The organism is Algoriphagus hitonicola (assembly GCF_900113375.1).
Classification (GTDB): domain Bacteria; phylum Bacteroidota; class Bacteroidia; order Cytophagales; family Cyclobacteriaceae; genus Algoriphagus; species Algoriphagus hitonicola.
This window is the reverse complement of record NZ_FOPC01000008.1, coordinates 61,513-83,009: the sequence shown is the minus strand read 5'-3', so window position 1 is coordinate 83,009 and position 21,497 is coordinate 61,513. Positions and strand designations below refer to the sequence as shown.

General features: G+C 44.2%; 20 protein-coding genes. 3 read left to right on the top strand and 17 right to left on the bottom strand.

Translation table 11 applies throughout. The features are described 5' to 3' along the window. Nucleotides 1–21 precede the first annotated feature (21 nt). From BM043_RS11970 to BM043_RS11960, 3 genes are read right to left on the bottom strand one after another with little or no spacing between them, the layout of a single operon-like run. Nucleotides 22–861 carry a phosphatidate cytidylyltransferase gene (locus BM043_RS11970; RefSeq protein ID WP_092791952.1) on the bottom strand — a complete coding sequence of 280 codons (840 nt, stop codon included), beginning with the start codon at nt 859–861 and terminating at the stop codon, nt 22–24. Next, complete coding sequence (locus BM043_RS11965; RefSeq protein WP_092791949.1) at nt 845–1,051, bottom strand: putative signal transducing protein; 207 nt, start codon at nt 1,049–1,051, stop codon at nt 845–847. The genes BM043_RS11970 and BM043_RS11965 overlap by 17 nt, the downstream gene beginning before the upstream one ends. Further along, on the bottom strand, nt 1,035–1,979 hold the full coding sequence (locus BM043_RS11960) for a CPBP family intramembrane glutamic endopeptidase (protein ID WP_092791947.1): 945 nt from the start codon (nt 1,977–1,979) through the stop codon (nt 1,035–1,037). The genes BM043_RS11965 and BM043_RS11960 overlap by 17 nt, the downstream gene beginning before the upstream one ends. Nucleotides 1,980–2,016: 37 nt before the next feature. Here BM043_RS11960 and dusB point away from each other — a divergent pair, with 37 nt between their 5' ends. Continuing rightward, nucleotides 2,017–3,006, top strand: coding sequence for a tRNA dihydrouridine synthase DusB (gene dusB, locus BM043_RS11955; protein ID WP_092791945.1), 990 nt, complete (start codon nt 2,017–2,019; stop codon nt 3,004–3,006). 111 nt (nt 3,007–3,117) lie between these two features. Further along, nucleotides 3,118–4,011 carry a DMT family transporter gene (locus tag BM043_RS11950; protein WP_092791944.1) on the top strand — a complete coding sequence of 298 codons (894 nt, stop codon included), beginning with the start codon at nt 3,118–3,120 and terminating at the stop codon, nt 4,009–4,011. Here the strand turns inward: BM043_RS11950 and BM043_RS11945 are convergent, their stop codons facing one another. The 7 genes from BM043_RS11945 to BM043_RS11915 all read right to left on the bottom strand — a co-directional run bounded on the left by BM043_RS11945 (nt 4,012) and on the right by BM043_RS11915 (nt 12,022). Beyond that, nucleotides 4,012–4,905 carry a peptidoglycan DD-metalloendopeptidase family protein gene (locus tag BM043_RS11945; protein ID WP_092791942.1) on the bottom strand — a complete coding sequence of 298 codons (894 nt, stop codon included), beginning with the start codon at nt 4,903–4,905 and terminating at the stop codon, nt 4,012–4,014. A gap of 69 nt (nt 4,906–4,974) precedes the next feature. Then, nucleotides 4,975–6,045 carry a DUF3810 domain-containing protein gene (locus tag BM043_RS11940; protein ID WP_092791941.1) on the bottom strand — a complete coding sequence of 357 codons (1,071 nt, stop codon included), beginning with the start codon at nt 6,043–6,045 and terminating at the stop codon, nt 4,975–4,977. Between the two features lie 10 nt (nt 6,046–6,055). Beyond that, nucleotides 6,056–6,637: a NifU family protein gene (locus BM043_RS11935; protein ID WP_092791939.1), complete on the bottom strand. Its 582-nt coding sequence runs from the start codon at nt 6,635–6,637 to the stop codon at nt 6,056–6,058. A gap of 66 nt (nt 6,638–6,703) precedes the next feature. After that, nucleotides 6,704–7,441: a ThuA domain-containing protein gene (locus tag BM043_RS11930; RefSeq protein WP_092791937.1), complete on the bottom strand. Its 738-nt coding sequence runs from the start codon at nt 7,439–7,441 to the stop codon at nt 6,704–6,706. 90 nt (nt 7,442–7,531) lie between these two features. Further along, a complete protein-coding gene (locus BM043_RS11925; RefSeq protein WP_092791935.1) occupies nt 7,532–8,626 on the bottom strand; it encodes a DUF4249 domain-containing protein in 1,095 nt (364 codons plus the stop codon). Then, nucleotides 8,619–11,039 (bottom strand): TonB-dependent receptor, encoded by a 2,421-nt coding sequence (locus BM043_RS11920; protein WP_092791934.1) that lies wholly within the window; start codon nt 11,037–11,039, stop codon nt 8,619–8,621. The genes BM043_RS11925 and BM043_RS11920 overlap by 8 nt, the downstream gene beginning before the upstream one ends. Before the next feature lie 164 nt (nt 11,040–11,203). Next, nucleotides 11,204–12,022 carry a purine-nucleoside phosphorylase gene (locus BM043_RS11915; protein WP_092791932.1) on the bottom strand — a complete coding sequence of 273 codons (819 nt, stop codon included), beginning with the start codon at nt 12,020–12,022 and terminating at the stop codon, nt 11,204–11,206. A 97-nt stretch (nt 12,023–12,119) separates the two neighbouring features. On the opposite strand from BM043_RS11915, the gene BM043_RS11910 reads away from it, so the two are divergent. Then, nucleotides 12,120–12,644, top strand: coding sequence for an NADPH-dependent FMN reductase (locus BM043_RS11910; RefSeq protein WP_092791930.1), 525 nt, complete (start codon nt 12,120–12,122; stop codon nt 12,642–12,644). Nucleotides 12,645–12,646: 2 nt separating this feature from the next. On the opposite strand, the gene ftsZ is transcribed toward BM043_RS11910, so the two are convergent. The 7 genes from ftsZ to murD all read right to left on the bottom strand — a co-directional run bounded on the left by ftsZ (nt 12,647) and on the right by murD (nt 21,494). Continuing rightward, complete coding sequence (gene ftsZ, locus BM043_RS11905; RefSeq protein ID WP_245753023.1) at nt 12,647–14,284, bottom strand: cell division protein FtsZ; 1,638 nt, start codon at nt 14,282–14,284, stop codon at nt 12,647–12,649. A gap of 96 nt (nt 14,285–14,380) precedes the next feature. After that, the gene (ftsA, locus tag BM043_RS11900; protein WP_092791927.1) at nt 14,381–15,691 is read right to left on the bottom strand and encodes a cell division protein FtsA; all 1,311 of its coding nucleotides are present in this window, start codon (nt 15,689–15,691) and stop codon (nt 14,381–14,383) included. Between the two features lie 10 nt (nt 15,692–15,701). Next, entirely contained in the window at nt 15,702–16,460 is a 759-nt protein-coding gene (locus BM043_RS11895) for a cell division protein (RefSeq protein WP_092791926.1), read from the bottom strand. Next, nucleotides 16,457–17,863: a UDP-N-acetylmuramate--L-alanine ligase gene (gene murC, locus BM043_RS11890; RefSeq protein ID WP_092791924.1), complete on the bottom strand. Its 1,407-nt coding sequence runs from the start codon at nt 17,861–17,863 to the stop codon at nt 16,457–16,459. The genes BM043_RS11895 and murC overlap by 4 nt, the downstream gene beginning before the upstream one ends. Beyond that, nucleotides 17,860–18,969, bottom strand: coding sequence for an undecaprenyldiphospho-muramoylpentapeptide beta-N-acetylglucosaminyltransferase (gene murG / locus BM043_RS11885; RefSeq protein ID WP_092791922.1), 1,110 nt, complete (start codon nt 18,967–18,969; stop codon nt 17,860–17,862). The genes murC and murG overlap by 4 nt, the downstream gene beginning before the upstream one ends. Continuing rightward, nucleotides 18,970–20,145 carry an FtsW/RodA/SpoVE family cell cycle protein gene (locus BM043_RS11880; RefSeq protein WP_092791920.1) on the bottom strand — a complete coding sequence of 392 codons (1,176 nt, stop codon included), beginning with the start codon at nt 20,143–20,145 and terminating at the stop codon, nt 18,970–18,972. Then, entirely contained in the window at nt 20,142–21,494 is a 1,353-nt protein-coding gene (gene murD / locus BM043_RS11875; protein WP_177188471.1) for a UDP-N-acetylmuramoyl-L-alanine--D-glutamate ligase, read from the bottom strand. Before murD ends, BM043_RS11880 begins: the two co-directional genes overlap by 4 nt. Nucleotides 21,495–21,497 lie beyond the last annotated feature (3 nt).

Genomic DNA, 21,497 nt, shown 5'->3' with positions numbered 1-21,497 from the left:
TTCAGATTAGGTAGGATAGAATTAGAAGATTTTCAGAAAAGCAGTGATAAATGGTGCCGATAATAACAATCCGTCAAATCTATCCATAAATCCCCCATGTCCGGGTAGTCCCTTTCCGGAATCTTTAATTTCGATAGACCGCTTAAACAGCGATTCGATCAAGTCTCCATAAGTTCCTGCTATAATGATAATCCCTGCAATGACCAGCCACTTCCAGTCCTCTATGGTGTGAAAATATCGTGCCACCAAAAATGCGATGGCAATAGCCGAAAATGCCCCACCGAGAAACCCTTCCCAAGATTTTTTGGGAGACACGCGCTCAAAGAGTTTGGTCTTTCCAAACTTAGTCCCGGCAAAATACGCCCCGGTATCACTAGCCCACAAAATCAAAAGACTCCCTAGAATAATCTCATAATGATAGGTTTGATCCACCGAGAAGACCGCTAGATTAATCAGAGAAAAAGGCACCGCTACGTAGAAAATCCCCAAGTAGGTAAATGCTACTCCAGTAAAGGGTTTTTTATCCGTTTTTTTATACAGTTTGATAAAAAACGTCAGGGATACGATGGGAAAAATCAAATACAAATACTCATTGGGGAATTGCTCCTTTTCGATCAAAAAAGTGAGTGAAAAGAGCATTAAGCCCAAAATAGTACCGAAACTCTTCAATGGCAGCATCCCATCCAATCCGCAAAGCTTGTAAAACTCCATTTGAGCAAAGCCCAAAATCGCAGCGAAAACCAAAAAATATGTCCAGTCGGAGAATATGATCGAGGAAATTACCACCACAGCCCCTATCGCCGCCGTAATGGCGCGCTGACCCAGATTGCTGTAGTTGTTTATATTAAAACGAGATCTCATTCTTGATCAGATTATTGGCCTCTTGGACAGATTCATGGTTGACTAAGACTTCATAGTGCCCCAAAAATTGATAAGCCACCTCTTTTTTACTCAATACCACTGCAGCTATACCATGCTCCTCCAAAATTCCCTTGACGATTTCGCAGCGGATTTGCTGAGGACTTTCAAAAACTTTAATCCAATCTTTCATCTTCTTTGGGCTTGTTTCTCTTAAAGTAATAGATTCCTCCCAAAAGAACCAATAATCCCAAGATTGAGAGCGGATAGGAAAAGGAATCACTAGACTCAATATCGAAGTCCACCATCCCCTGATTGGCGGCATAAACCAAAATCACCGTAAACGAATTATTGAAAATATGAGCCAAGATCGGATAGATCAAGCTTCCCGAGTACACATACAAATATCCAAACAAAGCTCCCAAAAACACCCGGGGAATAAATCCATAGAACTGGACATGAATCGCTGAGAAAATAATGGCCGTAAGCCAAATGCCCCAATGGACAGATCCGGTGTATCGATGCATTTTGGGCTGTAGAAGCCCTCGGAAAAACATTTCCTCCCCGATCCCCGCCAATACGCCTATCACTACCACTCCCATCAATAACTCCGGAACAGTTTGGAAATCAGTCAGAAATTTGGTCATTTCCATCAGCTGATCTTCCATTTCCTTCATCCAAGTCTCTACTCCGGACATAAATTCGGGCAAACTCAATTCAGAATTCCAGTACACCAATAAGGCATTAAAAAACATTGCTCCAAGGGTAATCAAAAAAGTCAGTCCCATTTTTTTTGAATCGTACCGCACAAGTTGAAGACTCCATTTGAGATCGGCCCGATCAATCCAGTGAATCAAAATCCAAGCGGCTACCCAAAACCCGATACCGGACCCCACACCCTGGACAAAAAGCATAGCCATCCGGCCATTTGAAACGGAATAATCTCCCGAAAACAGCCCTAAAACCTCACTCAACTCAATATTGAACAAAAACGGGGTCAGGGCCAAAGCAATGCCCTGAAGCAAAATCAAGACCCCAAATGTGATTAAAACTGTGACTACCAGTGACAAAAGCCAATTCTTTCGTTTGGCTATTTCTGATTGGGTTTCGTAAATCTCCATATTTGAGCGTAAATTTACGCCAAATTTAGAATAAGCAGTGGTAAAGATCGGAAAGTTAGAGTTAGGAGAGTTCCCGCTTTTGCTGGCACCCATGGAAGATGTGAGTGATCCTCCCTTTCGTGCAGTTTGTAAGCAAAACGGCGCAGATTTAATGTACACAGAGTTTATCAGTTCCGAAGGGCTGATTCGGGATGCCACCAAAAGCGTTCAAAAGTTGGATATTTTCGACTATGAGCGACCAATTGGGATTCAGATTTTCGGGAATGAAATCGAATCCATGCGTGAAGCAGCCGCGATCGTGGAAGAAGCCGGACCTGATATTTTGGACATAAATTATGGCTGCCCCGTGCATAAAGTCGCCTGCAAAGGTGCAGGTGCCGGAATCTTGTTGGATATAGATAAAATGGTATCCATGACTGCGGAGATTGTAAAAGCTGTAAATATCCCCGTGACCGTAAAAACCCGACTAGGATGGTCGCATGATACCATTCGCATCGTAGAAGTGGCAGAAAGACTCCAGGATGTAGGCATTCAGGCTATTTCTATCCATGCTCGAACCCGACAGCAAATGTACAAGGGTGAGGCCGATTGGTCTTGGCTCAATCTGGTCAAAGACAATCCAAGACTTCATATTCCAGTCTTTGGCAATGGCGACATCGATTCTCCCGAAAAAGCAGCCGAATACAAAGCGAAGTACAATGTAGACGGCATGATGATCGGAAGAGCATCCATTGGTTATCCTTGGATTTTCAATGAAATCAAACATTACCTAAAAACTGGAGAAAAACTCGCTGGACCAGATTTGGAAGAGCGAATCGCAGTAGCAAAAAAACACCTGGATTTTTCAGTAGAGTGGAAGGGAGAAAAACTTGGGATTCTGGAAATGCGCCGACACTATACCAATTACTTCAGAGGGATGCCTAATTTCAAGCCCTTTCGAACTGAAATGGTTACCGCCGAAACCTATGAGCAGGTCTGCGAAATTCTCGATCAAGTCGCCAATGTTTACGCAGATCACGAATTTTAAATCCTATAATCACCTGACCTCAGGTTTTTTGGCCTGAGGTCTTTTTTTTCAAACATTTCCAAGCTATTGCGCTTTCCTTTGCGAAAGTATTCGAACCTTTCACCCTCACACATGCAAAGCTCCGAAAATACGGTTAAGAATTGGGGATTTCTGATCATCCTTGCTCTCATTTGGGGAAGTTCATTTATATTGATCAAGCGTGGTTTGGAGGTCTTTTCTCCCGGTGAACTCGGTGCCTATCGGATCGTGGCGGCAGCTACTTTTCTCCTCCCCTTGTCACTCCCCCGAGTCAAGCGTCTCAATAGCGAACAAGTCCAAAATTTGATTTTAGTCGGATTGGTAGGAAGCTTTATTCCAGCCTTTTTATTTGCAAAAGCCCAAACTCAACTCAGCAGCTCTCTGACGGGAGTGCTCAATGCTCTGACCCCATTATTTGTGGTAGTTGTTGGTGCTATTTTTTTCAAGTCCAGAATCACCCGCAGAAATGCCTTAGGACTTTTCATTGCTTTTCTGGGCGTCGTAGTTTTGGTTATGGTGAAGGAAGGAAGCGGATTTGGTGGTTTGAGCGAAATCAATACCTATGCTTTTTTTGTTTTGCTTGCCTGCATTTGCTATGGTTTTAATCTCAACCTGATCAAATTCCGATTCGTAGAACTCAAACCGGTCGAAATCACTGCTATTTCCCTGCTGATGGTCCTTCCTGTTGCGTTGATTTACCTGATGGCGGGGACAGAATTCGCCTTTAAATTGGTATCCGTGGATGGCGCTTGGCTTGCCTTGGGCTATGTGACCTTATTGGGCGTATTGGGGACCGCGTTGGCTTTGATTCTGTTCAATATGATGGTCAAAGTTGCCAGTCCGGTTTTCGCCAGCTCTGTTACTTATCTTATCCCGATTGTTGCCATCATGTGGGGAGTTTGGGACGGGGAGGTGTTACTTTTAGGACATTACCTGGGTATAGCAGCAGTCATATTCGGAGTTTGGGTAGGCAACCGTAAAAAATAACTATTTCGCTTTATTTCTGTTTTTCAGCTCCCGTTTACTCATTTCCATGGTAATTACTTCATCAGTGTGCAGAACCGTAGTCTCGATAGGTTCGACCAAAGTGCTAAAATCTTCGCCCAAGACATAGCTTACTGGAAAAATCTCTGATTGAATTTTACCTTCCCCGTTTTTTATGACTCGGGTACAAATTACCCGGACATGTCTTCCATTTTGATAGTTTTCACCAGCAGAAGTGGCAATGGGATCTCCTGGAAAAACCTCTTGACCGATTTTTACCAGCTGAGAATTGGCTTTTAAAACTTTGAGTTGGGTCAGGGTGCCGTCTTCATGATAAATCTCAATAAAATTCTCAGACCTCGAGAAATCAAGGTCATTTTTGCCCGCTGTATAATCCATCTTCATATCCGATATATACCCCTTCCGTGGGGCTACAATAGTCACTTCTTTGGGTAGATAAAATGCAACTCCGACATGGTCATTATTCTTCTGATCTGGCCGAAGTCTATTTTGAATGTGGGTCATGGAAACTCCGCGAACTTCTGTTCCTGCCGAAACCGGGATCAGATAAATCGGTTCTTTTTTGCGCTTAGCAAAGATATTCCCTTTGATATAGGTATATCGAAAGGAGTAATTAGTCACTTGAGACGAATTTTCCCGCTTGAGTGTAGCGACTCGACTTATGCCTGGATTGGCGATCCCAATTGGGCTTCCCCCACCCACCGGAGAGAGATTCTGCAAATTGGAAAAATCGAATTGTAAGGTGTGCGGAACTGAACTGGTATTGGAAGCGGTAATGATCACATTTCCATCCTTATCACGTTCACTTTCGACTTGGATTTGGGCAAAAGAATTCAGACAGAATAAAATTAATACTAGCGAAAAAAAAGGCTTCATGATGATTTGATATTTTGGCTAAAAATATAGACAGACAACTATTCATCCAAGAATACTTTTGGTTTTTTTTCAATTATTCATACGTTCCCGCCAGGCATAGGCAAGCATGGGAAGCTGCTGATAGCTATTGATTCCGGCTTTGACACCTTGTGATTTCAAAAATACATCATTGGTTTTCCGACTAAATTCTATCGAAAAAGGCTTGTATTGAGCGGTCCGTTTTTGGATGGCTTGAATGTCATTTCGGATTCCTACATCGAGACCTTTTAACCAATCCTGATATCCCTCAGGATCCATTCTGTAAAAATCACGAATTTGATACATCAGCAATCGCAAATGCCCAGAATATCGCAGAAGTGGATCCAACGAATTGGTGCTGATTACCCAGGCGATGAAATTGGCCTCTCCCTCGTCCGTAACTCCGTAGCTATGTGCCATTTCATGGGCTACCGTAAATGGCTGCTCCAGAGGATGGAGCGTAGGGTCAATGTAGCTTTCTCCAGTAAAGGGAAAATAAATGCCCAAAATCCCCATTTTTCGCATAAATCCCGGTGGAGGAAAAAGTTTAGTCCTGGGATTACCTGTGAAATTCAACCCCAAAAGCTCCAGATTATCATGCATATTCTGTCTAACCAGCAACTCCAAATCAGGATAGGACAAAAACTCTTCGATCGCTACGGTATCCATGGTCAATTGATAGCGGTTTTGTCTTGCCAATCGATGGGTAATTTGAATTTCCCGAGTCAATTTCTCCAAATTCAAAGCCTGAGGCTCCAAACCCAACTGTCTAAAAACAGGCACTCGATGATAATTATAGCCCCACAGCAACAAAAAGAAAAATATTATTCCACCAGTGAAATTCAATAAAGAACGAAGGGTAAAGAGGGATTTCCGTTTCCAATCAGACTTTTTTCTAAGCCGTAAAAGATATCTCCCTAGCAGAAAAAAAATCAGGATAATAAACAAATAAACGCTGGGAAAAGGAAGCTTTCCCAGCGTCAAATCAAACACGTTCCTGATGGCAGGAAAAAAGGTGTGTGAATAGATTTCTTCGGTTGCGTCGGGATTTCGAATGGCCAACCATCTTATTCCTAGTGCCAAACCCCCTAAAATCGCCCAAGACCAGTCTTTTTTGGCCATGATGTAGCAATTAAACTCCCTCGGCTTCTACCTCTTTTACCTCAGGGAGCATTCGGGTCAATAAATTCTGAATCCCGGCCTTTAGGGTGATGGTACTGGAAGGACATCCCGAGCAGGATCCTTGTAGCAAGACTTTGACTACACCATCTTTAAACGAATGAAAAACAATCGCTCCTCCATCTTGCTCTACCGCGGGACGGATATATTCATCAAGGATACCCTTGATTTTCTTCACGATTTCTGAATCACTTTCGTCAAAGAGCGGGTCTTTGTCAAATTTGGCACTTACTGCTTTCTTGCCACTTTCCAGGTATTGTTTAATATGATCGCGAATGATGGTCTGAATTTCAGCCCACTCCACCTCTTCAGATTTAGTCACTGTCACAAAATTGGAAGCAATAAACACGCGCTTTACTGCAGCAAAATTAAACAACTCTCTGGCTAACTGACTGTTCTCAGCACTGGCTGCATCCGGGTAGTCGAAACTAACGCCATCTTCTGTCAACATGAAATTCGCGACGAATTTCAGGGAATTAGGATTGGGATTTGCCTCCATGTAGAGGTGAACGGGTCTAGCTTGAGCTTGAAGCATAATCAATTTCTTTTTGTTGATAGAAACCAAAGTAGGGGCCGAAAGTTCCTAAGCCTCCTTCCTTTTTTATTGCGTCGGGTTTTCGCCAGTTGCGGCATACCAGATTCCCCCATAGAGGTGTTTCAAGAAATCAGCATCCTGAAATGCAGACTCCACATGACCTAAGGCAGTATAAAATGATCTTCCTCCATCAAACTCATGGTACCAAGCCATCGGATGACTGGCTCCCATCGGTTTTGCAGGTTCGTAGGTGGATTCATCGGCATTGATGAGAACCTTGATGTTGGGATTAATATCGCGGAATTCATACAATTCATCTGTCCAAAGCCAGTTTTTTGGGAGATGCCAAGTGGATGGATGACTTTGATCCACTACTTCGAGACGAAGAGTCTGCTGCTGAGGATGAGCCAAAAAATATGCGCCGATCAGTTGGTTGTACCAAGGCCACTGGTATTCGGTATCCGTAGCTGAATGAATCCCGACTACCCCTTTTCCACTCTGAACAAAACGCTGAAAAGCGGCTTTTTGATCTTCATTCAGAATAGTGCCTGTCGTACTGGCCAAAATAATTACATCAAACTTAGATAGATTTTCGTCGGTGAAATAATTTGCATCCTCGGTGGTATGTACCGAAAAGACGTGATCTTTCGCCATTTTTTTGATGGCCACTACAGCATCAGGAATGGATTGATGCCGAAATCCGGCAGTTTTGCTGAATACCAAAGCCCTGAATTGTTGAGCTTGAAGATCGGCGAATAGAAAGACACCTAAAAAGGCGAGAAGCAAATGGAGTTTTAGTTTCATAGGTTTATTGGGTTTGTTTTTTGAACTCGCTCTCAAAATACAAAATGGATCCTGAGCTAAGAAACTTTTTATTTGATCGGCTATAGGAATTTACTGGTCAAACCACCATTCGGGGGTTTGAGTACTGCTATTGCGAAATGCATTACAATTCCGGCAGGTCTGAGGATATTCTATCGCAGGCTTGCCAGGTTGATAAGTACAGACTTCTTCCAGCTCAAAGGGCACATCTGCCAGTGTAGTGTAAATTCTTTTTTGAGCCACCTTCGCTACCTCTACATAGCCCAAGACCACCTCATCCGGGTCATTGACATTGACGATATTACCCTGAATGGGTGCGGGGGGTGTATCAAATACCGAACCCGTGTTATTGACCAAATCCCGGACATTTCTCCAGTAATCAAAAGCGGATTTGCTCATGCTGATCTGTCTTACGGTAAAATAATGTCTGCTAAGAAAGGATTGATCCACTTGTCTCGTAGCTAGCAATTGCCTGCCTCCCTCCACACCACCTCTGAGTGATTCTCCACTCAGCAGCGGGATTCGCTCCGAATCTGGAAACTCAAACACATAACAAGGCGGAGGTCCCTGATTGAAGGGATTTGGGAAAAAAGTCAGCTGCCAAAAGTACGCCTCTTCCACTTCCCATCGTAAATAATATGGTTCGCTGGTCTCTGGCAGTTCCACATCAGAATAGATCGAAATCAGCGCCAGTCCTGGAATCCCGTCCAATTCCCCTCTGCCAAAATCATAACTGAGCTCATCTGAACCCACGGCCTCTGGAATTTCCTCCGGACTACTTCGATAGGTTTTCCCATTGACTTGGATCTCCACAAAATAGCTGACTCCATCCAAAATCGGCACATTTCTACTCAAATCGTACCGACCATCAGACTGATGGGTAAATAGGAAGGTGGAATTATCACTACCGACCAAGCTGACCTGAGCATTGGTGACCGGTCTAGGTAGATCATTTAAAACCAAATAATCCCCCGAGGAAAGCGGCTGCCGGTCTTGGGAGGTGGTGCTGGAAAGAAAAATGTACTTTTCCTCCTGAAGATTGCTGATTTGCCCGAACACAATCAATTTTTCTTCTTGTCGATCCAAGGGAAAACTGATTTGCTCCACACAGGCAAAAGGAATACAGAGAAACCCAACAACCCACAAAACCCAATATTTTTTATTCATTTTCAGCTCCTCCAAAATTCAAGGTGTACGAAATAGAGGGGAAAATCGACCCCAAAATTGCCAATCGATAGGGTCTCAATTGTCTGCTGTCTCCATCTTTTTGCCAAAAAACTGAATAAGCATTTCGCCTACCCAATACATTATAAATACTGAAGTTCAGACTGTCCCCTTTTTTAGAAAATACTTTTTCGACGGTATAGGAAAGGTCCACCCGGAAATAATCAGGTATTCGATAGCGATTTCGCAGACTGTATTCGGGAATAATCAATCCCTTATTGATATAGCTGCTATTGACTGCACTCACAGGTCTGCCAGTACTGTAATTGACCGTAAAGTTGAATAATCCTCTCGGATAGACTTTATGACTTAATATAAAATTGACCTCATGAGGTTTATCATAATTTGAGGGAAACCAAGCCCCTCCATTGATTTGCTTTTCTTCGGACTGCTCCTGGCTTCTGAAAAAAGATCGCGAATAGGTATAAGCCAGCCATCCCGTAGTCCTTCCAATATTTTTTTTGATCAAAAATTCTCCTCCATAAGCTTCTCCTTCTCCAAAAACCAATTCGGTTTCCATGTGGGGATTAAGGAAAATCTGGGCAAAATCCCGATACTCCACCTGGTTGCCGGATTTTCTATAGAAGAAATCCACGGAATATTCCCAGCGGTTTTCATTGCTGTTTTTAAATATCCCCAAAGAAAAATTATTGGATTGCTGGGGAGCAATGTAGCGAGTGCTCAGTTGCCAAAGGTCAATGGGAGTCGGACCAAACGTATTGCTGATGGATTGGATGTATTGAAACAAGCGGGAATAGCTGCCTTTGATGGAGGTCGTTTCATCGATCGAATGACGCATAGAAATCCGGGGCTCTAAGCCAGAATAGTTCTGAATCAAACCAGTAACCGGAGTTGATCCGATGATTTGATCTTCTGTCAGTTGGCCTGCAGATTGGTATTGATACACGGTATCTGGACCTAGTTGCCGATAATTGCTCCAGCGCAAGCCAGCTACCAAACCGGTATTTGGACTAATATCCCATTCCAAATTAGAATAAAGGGCTAATTCTACCCCTTGCTCCTTGCCCTCTTGCTCCGGCAAAATAGACGATTGAGAATTGTACGGACTAAGCAGCTCGTCTTTTCCTTGATAATATACCCCCTCTATTCCGGACTGAATCGACAATTCTTCATTAGCCCAGGTAGCTGAAACTTTTCCCTGCTGATAACGCATGCCATTGCTGATTCTCGCCGCATCCAAACCCTCCGGATCAAAAAATGAATTGTCAAAATCCCCATCCGCAATCAAGGCTTGAATGGCCCAGTTTTCACCCACAATCCCACGATAGCGTAGCGAACTGACGCGGTTGGTCCAGTCATAGCCAAAACTTTCGGAGAATTTGAAATAATCTCCTGTCAACAAGGTATTGACTTCCAAGGTATGACCTTGTTTGATTTTCCAGTTCAACCCCAAATACCCATCATAAAAATCCAATTTTGAGTTTTGAATATCAAAATCTCTCGCCTGCCTGAGGAGCCAATTGGTATTGGAAATCCTCCCGCCAAAAATTACGCTTACCTGATCTTTTTTCAGGGGGCCTTCCAGCAATAATTTCCCGTTGGAAGTTCCGAGACCGACTTGACCTCGCCAACTTTGAAGATTTCCTGGTCGCATCTGAATATTCAATGCGGAGCCAGTCCTTCCTCCAAAACTTGAGGGAAGATTACCTTTATACAAGGTGAAGTTTTCTGTCACATCGGTATTAAACCCAGAAAGAAATCCCAAGGCATGATTGGAGCTCAAGACCAAAACCTCGTCCATTAGCAACAAGTTTTGATCAGTCTTGGCCCCGCGGACATTAATTCCGGAGGTTCCCTCGCCGACCGAACTTACGCCCGGCATGAGCTGTAATCCTTTGAAAATATCGGCTTCTCCCATAAAGGCCGGAATCGCCTTTAACTCCCGGGTAGTCAATTTGGTAATTCCGGTAATGGGGTTTCTGACATTTCTATCCGGTTCTTCGGACATCACCACCACCCCGTCCAATTCAAAGTTTTTCTCCCTCATGTTCAGATTGACCACTCCATTGTCAAATAAGGTGACACTGGTGCTTAGGGGAATTTTGGTGATATGCCTAAAGGTAACTCGATGAACTCCCGGGCTCAGGGCGATATAATAAGTCCCAAATCGATCAGAGCTTATCCCAGTATAAAATCCATCCACATGAAGGCCCACTCCTTCTATCGGTTCTTGGGAATCCTGATCGAGAATTTTTCCAGTCAAGATGTACTTTTCGGGATGAATCCCTTCACTTTTTCCGAATACAAATTGCAGAGAATCCGATTCTGTCTGAGAAAAACCAAACAACGCATTCAGAAGAAATCCCAAGAAAAAAAATGTACGCTTAAAACTCATAAATTCTAATTTCAATGAAATATTGGCATTTTAAGCTTCTAAATCAATGATTTATTCTATAGAGAAAAGAAATTGAAAAAGTAGATGCTCCGTGTCGGCCCATAGAATTAATTGTATTTAATGCAGAAGAACTTTCAGCTATCGATTTTTTCTAATTCTAGACCTTAACATCGCCCGATCAATTCACTCATTACTTTGGCCATAATCGGTTCTGCTTTTGCCGCTGCTTCGAGCACATCCTTGATGCTGATTTCCTTGATTTTTCCCTCGACTCCCAAATCTGTGATAGCAGAAATACCAAAAACTTCCATGCCTGACTGTTTGGCTACAATTACCTCGGGAATTGTACTCATCCCCACGGCATCCCCCCCGATGATTCGAAGGTATTTATATTCGGCTGGTGTCTCAAGATTGGGGCCGGTCACTCCCACATATACGCCCGTATGCAACTTCAATCCCATTTCTGAACCAATTTCCAAAGCCATTTTAATCAACCGTTTGGAATAGGCTTCGCTCATATCGGGAAACCGCGGACCAAACTCCTCGGGACTAGGACCCCTAAGTGGATTTTCGGGGAAGAGATCAAGATGATCACTCAGAATCATCACCTCTCCGACCTCTTGGGCAGGATTGAGACCGCCGGAAGCATTAGAAACAAATAAGCGTTTGACGCCAAGTGCCTTTGCCACACGAACGGGAAAAGTCACCTGCTTCATGGTATATCCTTCGTAATAGTGGAATCTCCCTCTCATGGCGACCACACTTTTCCCTTTCAATTTTCCAAACAATAATTTGCCGGAATGGCTCTCCACAGTGGCCACTGGAAAATGAGGAATATCCGCATAATCTACCTCGAGATCCAATTCAATTTGATCGCCTAGTTTACCCAGTCCGGTACCTAAAATGATTAAGTTTTCTACGGGTTCGGGATGAAGATTTTTTAAAAAATTACTGGCCTCGCTGATTTGGGTCAAATAGTTCATATGATAGTTCAATTTTGGTCGGTAAAGATAGGAATCTTGGCCTATCTACGAACTTTTACCCCACTTAGCTTGTATCACTTTCAAATTATTTTCTCAAATGATCAAGATTATCGTCGGTACCAACCGAAAAAACTCAGTCTCCAAAATTCTCGCCTCTCTATATCAAGAGATTTTGGCTGAAAAGGGTATGGATTCGGAAATATTAGAATTAGAAGATCTTCCTGCTGATTTTATCCATACGGCACTTTATGAAAATAACGGCAAAAACGAAGGCTACAATGCCTTTCATGAGCGGGTGGCTTCTGGAAAAAAGTTTGTTTTTATCGTGCCCGAATACAACGGTTCATTCCCGGGAATACTCAAAACTTTTATCGATGGGATGACCTACCCCAATACCTTTAGAAACAAAAAAGCCGCACTAGTCGGCCTTTCGTCAGGTATCGGAGGAGGTGGCATCGCACTGAGCCACCTCACCGATATATTTCATTACTTGGGAATGCACGTCCTTGCTCTCAAACCGAAGCTTGCCAAAATCGAGCAAAATATGTCAGATAACCTGCTCACCAACAGGCTGTATTCAGAACTACTGCATACCCAAGCTGAAATGCTGATTGAATTTTAACCTCAATCTACATTGTCATGTAGAAAGCGGTTATTACCCAAAATTTCGTTGTCGTCACTGACATTGAATTTACTGATGTTGTTTTCAGAACTATGAGCCGGCTCATTTAGAGAGACATTTTTTCTCAAATAGGCAGGTACTTCGAGTTTTTCTTTCAACTCCTCAGGAGTCGGATTGATAGATCTGCTACCCTTGAGTTTTTCAAATCGCTCATGCGCTCTTTGAATAGCCTTTTGCTTCATCTGCTCATAATAATCATTGGCAAATCCAGGCTTGGCTGGTTCTGATTTTTCGGATTCTGCAGGCTTTGCATTTTCCTCAGCTTCTTCTTCATAAAGGTCATGAACGATCTTCTCAGGAGCACTGGGTTTTACCTCCGGCTTAGACTCAGCTTTTTTGAAATCGAAGGTAAAAGACTCTTGTTTCTGAGCAGGCATGGTAGGCTCTTCTTCCACCTTTGCAGGTGTTGGATTTTTCGGGCTATTAAAGACGAAAGTATTACCAATCGGCTCTTCTTTGACTTTTTCGGACTTGCCCGAATCCAGATTGATCACCGTTTTGACATCATCTTCTTCTACTTTTGGTTCAGGCTTCTGCGCCACTGGCGCTGGCGCTGCTTTCACTTCGGATTCTACTCTTGGTAGTGTGCCGGAAAGTCTGTCCATTTCAAATCCCGTCGCTATTACCGTCACTCGGATGGCCTTACCTAGCTCAGGATCTATACCCTGACCAAAGATTACCTCTGCATTATCTCCGGCTTTCTCCTGAATGTATTCAGTGATTTCACTCAACTCATCCATAGAGAGTTCTTCGTCCTCCCCGGACATGATAGAAAGTAGGATTTTTTGTGCGCCTTTGATATCGACGTTGTTGAGTAGTGGAGAAGATATTGCCGCTCCGGCTGCCCGGATAGCACGACCTTCGCCTTCCTCGGTCGATGAACCCATCACTGCAGCACCGGCTTCTTTCATCACGGTTTTCACATCTTCAAAGTCAACATTGACATCCTGATGAATCGTGATGATCTCTGCAATCGACTTGGCAGCTGTAGTCAAGATATCATCCGCTTTGCCAAAGGCAGTTCGGATCGCCAAATTGCCATAGATTTCACGGAGTTTGTCATTTAAAATAACCAATACCGTGTCACAATTTTCGCGAAGCGCTTCGATTCCAGCCTGAGCGACAGACATTTTCTTTTTGCCCTCAAACATAAATGGCGCGGTCACAATACCCACGGTGAGGATATTGAGTTCCTTTGCGATTTTGGCGATGATTGGAGCCGCACCGGTACCGGTACCACCACCCATTCCTGCGGTGATAAATACCATTTTGGTATTGTCGGCCAAAAGCTCCCGGATTTCATCCTGGGATTCGATGGCTGCATTTTTTCCCTGCTCGGGATTGGCTCCTGCACCAAGGCCTTCGGTCAAGTTGGCACCGAGCTGAAGTCTAAGAGGAACCGGGCTGGATTTTAGTGCTTGTGCGTCGGTATTGACTACGACAAACTCCACATCCTTAATTCCTTGAGCAAACATGTGGTTTACGGCATTGGAGCCGCCCCCACCTACACCGATTACTTTGATAATCGACTTTTGATTTTTTGGAAGATCAAATCTGTAATCTTTCATGTTATCTGACATATTTATTGTTTTGGTGAATTTGAATTTCGTTTTGAATAGGTTTTTTTAATAAGGGAAATAAGCAGCAGGACCGCTTATCTCCCCCAATCATAAGCCCTAGTAATCGTTGTCGTCTCCGATATCATCGTGAATGATGCTTTTCAGCTTGTCGCCGATGTTTCGGAAAATATCTTTTGGATTGAATTCTTTCTTAGGTTTTCGAATAGCGGCTCCGCCATTGGCGATTCGTTTGTTGTAATTCTCCTCCCGGTCATCCAAGGCTTTGAATCCTGCCAACACCAAACCCACAGAGGTGGCATACATGGGACTTTTGACCTCGTCAATGACTGATTTCCCCAAATGCTCATTGGGATAACCGATGCGGGTATCGAGACCGGTCAGGTATTCGAAAAGCTGGGAAATACACTGAAGTTGTGAACCGCCTCCCGTGATGACAATCCCTCCAGCCAGCTTATTGTAGTGGTGGCTTTGCATGATTTCATTCTGCACGATTTCGATGATTTCCTCCATCCGAGCCTGAATAATGGAAGCTAGATTTCGGATAGAAATTTCCTTTGGAGGTCTATTTCTTAATCCAGGAATAGAAACTATCTCATTGGGATTGGCTTCCTCTGCGATTGCCTTTCCAAAACGGGTTTTTAGCAATTCGGCTTGATTGTGCATGACCATGCAGCCTTCCTTGATGTCTTTGGTGATGATATTTCCTCCGAGCGGAATCACGGCTGTGTGGCGAATGATATTTTCATAAAAAATCGCAATATCCGTCGTACCTCCACCGATATCCACCAGACACACCCCGGCTTCCTTTTCCTCATCACTGAGGACCGAAAGCGAACTCGCCAATGGCTCAAGGATCAACTGCTTGGAAGTCAAATCCGCTCTGCGCACACAGCGATTGATATTATTTATGGCGGTAGTCTGTGCGGTAATGATGTGAAAGTCAGCCTCCAGTTTGGATCCAGACATTCCCACCGGATCTTTGATGCCGCCCTCATAATCCACCGTATAGGCCTGAGGCATGACATGAATGATCCGATTACCGGGAGGAACCAGGATATTCTCCATTTCGGAAGAAAGTCTCCGCACGTCCTCGATGGTGATTTCGTCTTCGGTGGGCGGACGCATAATGCTCCCACTTTGGATTTTGCTTTGGATATGTTGACCTGCTATCCCGACGATTACCTCGCCGATTTCCACATCTGCCATTTCAGAGGCTTCCTCCACGGCCTTTTGGATCGCATGTACCGTTTTGTCGATATTAGTCACCACCCCTCTTTCCACACCGTCAGAGACCGCCTTGCCCATACCGAGAACTTCCAGTTTTCCGTATTCATTTTTTCGACCGACGATGGCACAGATTTTTGTGGTACCGATGTCTAATCCGACAATTAATTTTTCGTTTTCCATATCCAAGCTATTATTCACAAACTATTTGATCCTTAAATTTTACACTGACCCGACGGTAGGCATCCCAGCCTTTTCTCGGGAGAATTTCCTTATAGAAAATCTTAACTCTGCTGAATTTGTCCGCGATATCCCATGCGTCTCCAAACTCGATCACTTGACTTCCTACCTGCTGATACATCCTGATATCAGTGGCTGAGTTGACCTCCAAACTGGTGATTTGGGCTCTCCAAAATTCATCCTCTGAAATGAAGCGAATCAAGTCCATCAACTCCGGCATTTCGCTAATGACATCTCCTTTATCCAGCAGCTTTTCGGCATGAGGCCCTTCCAGGATCAACACTCTACTGGTATAGGATGAGGAAGTCGGGATTACTTTTCCCTCGGTAGTGATATAGCCGTCTGCAGCATTGGGCCGAGCGATCCGTGCGATCGGCTGATATTGGTTGATCATAAGATGAAGAATTCCCTTCTGCCCGACGGTAGCATCCGCTAATTTGACAAAGGGATGACCGGAAATCCTGTCCTCTATCCCTTTGAGCGGCACCTCTCCCAGCCTCAATCCCACTTTGAGTTCTGGAAAACTTGCTTCAATTATTTTTCTGACTTCTGCCTCTTCTACAAAGTACACTCCGCTTTCCCCATCAATCGAAACCTCCAGCCCCTGATAGGTTTTATACAGACTTTGTTTCTCTACAAACCCGATAAACCCAATCAAAACCAGATTGAGAATGATAAATGTCACGACCTTTTTCACCCTAGCTTTTCTCATGCTTCATTGAGGTTAGTGCGTGAACGTGTCCATGCTGCGATATCGGGAACCAAGCGATCAATATCGCCTGCACCGATCGTCACCAGCAATTCAGGATCCCTTGCCTTCAAAAGCTCCATGAGCGCTGTCTTTTCAATCACCTGCTTAGCCTGAGACTGAATCCCATCTAGCAGCATAGATGAATTGACTCCTGGAATCGGCAACTCTCTCGCCGGATAGATTTCCAACAGAATAACTTCATCCGCTAGGGAAAGACTCTCAGAAAATTGCGGAGCAAAGTCCCGGGTTCGGGTAAATAAATGCGGCTGAAATACGACCGTCAAATGCTTAGTCGGAAACATAGCCCGCACTGAACTTAGAAATGCCCTGATCTCCTCGGGATGATGCGCATAGTCATCGATGAAGATTTTCCCGCCTTCATTCACGTGAATTTCAAATCGCCTTTTCACACCTTTGAAAGTGCTGAGAGCCTCTCTGATTTGATCAGGCTCGATATCATTAGACAATGCTATACTTATCGCCACCAAAGCATTTTCTACGTTGTGAAATCCTGGAATAAAAAGCTCCAACCCTTTGATAATGACTTTGGGACTGATAAAATCAAAGACAAATGAACCAGGTCTAGCCTGGATATTATCTGCATGGACTCCTTCACTCCGCAAGCCATAAATGGTCAATCGCTTAGATGGAAGTGCTTCCGAACCAAGTTTTTGAGCAGCATTCTGCTGAATGTAGAGGCGTCCTTTTTTCTTTAGTTTTTTAATAAATTCCTTAAAGCCATCAAGTAAATGATCTTCGTCCCCGTAAATATCCAAATGATCCGCATCCACGCTGGTGATGACTGATTCATTCGGATTGAGTCGGAGAAAAGAGCGATCAAATTCATCTGCCTCCACGACCATTACCGGTTCTCCCTTTTGCTGATTGAGCACAAGGTTGGTTTGATAGTTTTGGGTAATTCCTCCCAAAAAGGCCACCATCGATCTGCCCGATGCTTTGAAAATATGGGCGATCAATGAGGATGTGGTTGTTTTTCCGTGAGTTCCGGCCACTGCTATGCTGTAGTGGTTTTCGGTCAACATCCCCAAAATCTCCGATCGCTTTTTCAAGTCAAATTGCTCTTCCTGGAAAAAACACAACAACCTTGACTCTTTGGGAACAGCAGGAGTCCAAACTACCATCACTTTGGATTTATCAGTCAAGAAAGACTGTGGAATCGTCTCAGAATGGTCCTCAAAGCTGATTTCAATACCTTCTGCAATCAGTTCATCGGTCAGCGGAGAAGGTGTTTTGTCATATCCGGCAACCGCATAGCTTTCCTTATGAAACCAACGGGCAAGGGCACTCATCCCTATCCCACCGATACCTAGAAAATAGACGCTATGTATGTTTTTAAAACTCACGCTACCAGTTTTTCAATTTCATTTATGATAGCTTCAGCCGCTTCGGGCCTCGCCAGACTTTTGATGTTTTGTCCAAGATTTTTTTCCAACTCAGGATCTCCCAAAACCTGATCTATAGTCGTTTTGAATTTTCCTACCGCCTCATGATCTTTTAAAAGCAAGGCTGCATGGTGATTGACAAAAGCCATTGCATTTTTGGTTTGATGATCTTCGGCGACATTGGGAGAGGGGATGAATATGACTGGCTTACCGACCAGTGCCAACTCTGAAACCGACAAGGCTCCTGCTCTCGAAATAATCACATCCGACACAGCATAAGCCAAATCCATTTCCCGGATAAATTCTCTCAAGTGGATATGGGCTAGACCTGAATTTTCCACTATGGAAAGCATGTCTTTGAAATAAAATTTGCCACACTGCCACAAGACCTGATAGCCATCTCGGTCAAACGCATCCATATCTTTTACCATACCCTGATTCAAGGTGCGAGCACCCAAAGATCCTCCCAGTACCAAAACGGTCTTTCGATCTGGATCTAGTCTAAAATGACTCAGTGCTTTTTCACGTTTTCCATCCAACTTCAACAAGTCCTTTCGAACTGGATTTCCGGTGTAGACCAAATTCTGAATTGGGAAAAACTGCTCCATATCCGGATAGGCTACACATATTTTTTTAGCCTTTTTGGCCAGAATTTTATTGGTAAGTCCCGCGTAGGAATTTTGCTCCTGAATCAAAGTAGGAATGCCCTTTTTCTGAGCTGCGTACAGTACCGGGCCACTGGCATATCCTCCCACTCCGATGACTGCATGCGGTTTGAATTCCTTGACGATCTGAAAAGCTTTCCGCAGGCTTTTAAACAACTTGATCGGAAAGCTAAGATTAGCTAAAGTCAAGCTCCGCTGAAGTCCTGCCACCGGCAGTCCAATGATGGAATACCCTGCTTCAGGCACTTTTTGCATTTCCATTTTGCCCAAGGCTCCTACAAATTGAATTTCCGTGTCAGGATGACGCTCCATCCAGGCATTGGCAATGGCTATCGCCGGATAAATATGCCCGCCGGTTCCTCCTCCGCTGATCAAAAGTCGATATGTCGTCTGCGTACTCACTTAGGCTAATTTCATTTTAGGTCTATTCATGGCAGATCCTGTCTGCATCTCATCCTGATGATCTCCCCTGCTGACACTGAGAATAATTCCCAGAGATATCCCCGTAAAGACCAGCGAAGTCCCTCCCATGCTCAATAATGGCAAAGGCAATCCCGTAATCGGTCCCAGCCCAACGGCCACAGCCATATTGATCAGGGCTTGAATCACCAGGGCAAAGCTCAAACCGGCCGAAAGAAGTCCTCCAAATGCTTTGTTGGAATTGGCCACGATCCGCATTCCCCGATAAAGCAAAGCCAAGTAGAAAAAAAGGACCGTCACGCCTCCGATCATGCCATATTCCTCGATAATGATCGCATAGATAAAATCAGAGTAAGGATGGGGCAGAGAATTACGCTGCTCTGAGTTTCCAGGTCCTTTGCCTGTCACTCCTCCTGTAGCAATAGCGATGTAAGACTGCTCAGCCTGGAAAGGAATTTTGCTTTCGTCTGAATAAGACGCGGTAAAATCTTCGATTCTGGAGCGGAAAGTATCTCCCCGCTGACCGAGAAAAATAGCCGCCGTCAATCCCAAAACTCCCACCATGACCACCATCACCAGGTACTTCACCGGTACTCGACCGATAAACATGATCAAGAGGCAAGTACACAGCAAAAGAATAGCCGTCGACATATTGGCAAGGCCAATCAATCCGCTGATAAGCCCAATGGCAATGATGATGGGCAAGAAGGTACTTTTAAAGTCTTTGATGTTGTTTTGTCGCTTGGCTAGCATCGCAGCAAGTGCGGTGATCAATGCCAACTTTGCCAAATCCGAAGGCTGGAAGGCTTGATTTATCACAGGTATGGTCAGCCAGCGATTGGCCTCATTGATATTGGAGCCAAAAAGATAGGTGATCAAAAGCAACGGCATAGACAAATACATGGCAAGCCGTGCATAAAGCGCATAGCTTCTATAGGGGACTTTGTGAGCAAACCACATCACCACCAAGGATGCAAAAACCAGCGCTGAGTGTCTAAAAAGATACAGCTCGGTATTGCCACCGGCATATTTATACGCCAATGAACCCGTGGCAGAATATACCACCAGAATACTGAAAAGAGAAAGCAAAATCACGATAGCCCAAATGATCGGGTCACCTTTGAAATGCTCATCAATCCATGTTTTAAACTGGTTCATGCGTTTAATTCTATTTTTAATTTTTTCACTGCTTCCCGAAACTGATTACCGCGATCTTCATAGTTTTTAAATAGGTCAAAACTGGCACATGCCGGTGAAAGCAACACCACTCCTTTGCCAGCCGATAACTCCAAGCCTTTTCGGACTGCCTCTCGTATATCTTGTGTTTCACTGATCTCTGGGATGATATTTTCGAAAGCTTGCTTTAGCTTTTGGTTTTCCTTCCCAAGACATATCAAGGCCAAAACACGGTTTTTGACGAGTTCCTTTAGCGCGGTATAATCATTTCCTTTGTCCACTCCACCCGCTATCCACACAATGGGCTCGTCATAGCTTTCCAAGGCATAAGTGGTGGCCTCCACATTGGTTCCTTTACTGTCATTGGTAAATCGGACGCCATCTACCATACCGACAAATTCCATCCTGTGTGGAGCATTTTCAAAAGACTGAATGCCGTCTAGGATTTGCTCCCGACTAGCTCCAGCAATCCTTGCTGCTGTGATGGCAAAAAGGGCATTCAGGCGGTTATGCTTTCCTTTGATCGAGAGCGAACTGATTGGAATTCGTACTTCCTCGTCTTGGAGACGAATCACAAATTCACCATCCTGGACAAAGGCCCCGTTTTCTACTTCATGTTCCAGGGAAATCCATAATTTTTTAGAGCGGATTTTCTGGCGGCCGATTCCCTTCTTACTGCCTTCATCTTGATCGTAGAAAATGGAAAAGTCCTTTTGCTTTTGTGCCTGAAAGAGGCGGAACTTGGAAGCGATATAATTATCGAATTGGTATTCATAGCGATCTAGGTGATCTGGAGTGATATTGGTCAAAATCGCAACATCCGGTCGAAACGCCTGCATGCCATCGATTTGAAAACTGCTGCATTCGATCACCCACCAAGCATGATCTTCATGGATCAGTTGACCCGCCCAGCTTTTACCTACATTTCCTGCTAATCCCACGTCGATGCCAGCGGATTTCAAAAGGTGGTAAATCAGCAGTGTCGTTGTAGTTTTTCCATTCGTACCGGTAATCGCAATGGTTTTTCCATTGGAAAAGTGATGAGCAAATTCCAGTTCATCAACCACAGCAATTCCTTTATCGAGTGCTTTACTGATTACGGAAGCTTGGGTAGGGATTCCCGGGCTTTTGATAATCATATCCGCATCCAGAATTTTTTCTTCCGAATGTCCCCCTTCTTCGTAGGGAATCGCATTCTCCTCCAACAGCGATTTTCGATCAGCTGAAATCGTCCCCATTTCAGAAACGAACAGACCATAGCCCTTCCGCTTGGCTAGCATTGCTGCTCCCAATCCGCTTTCTCCGGCTCCTATGATGGCTATGGTTTTCATTTT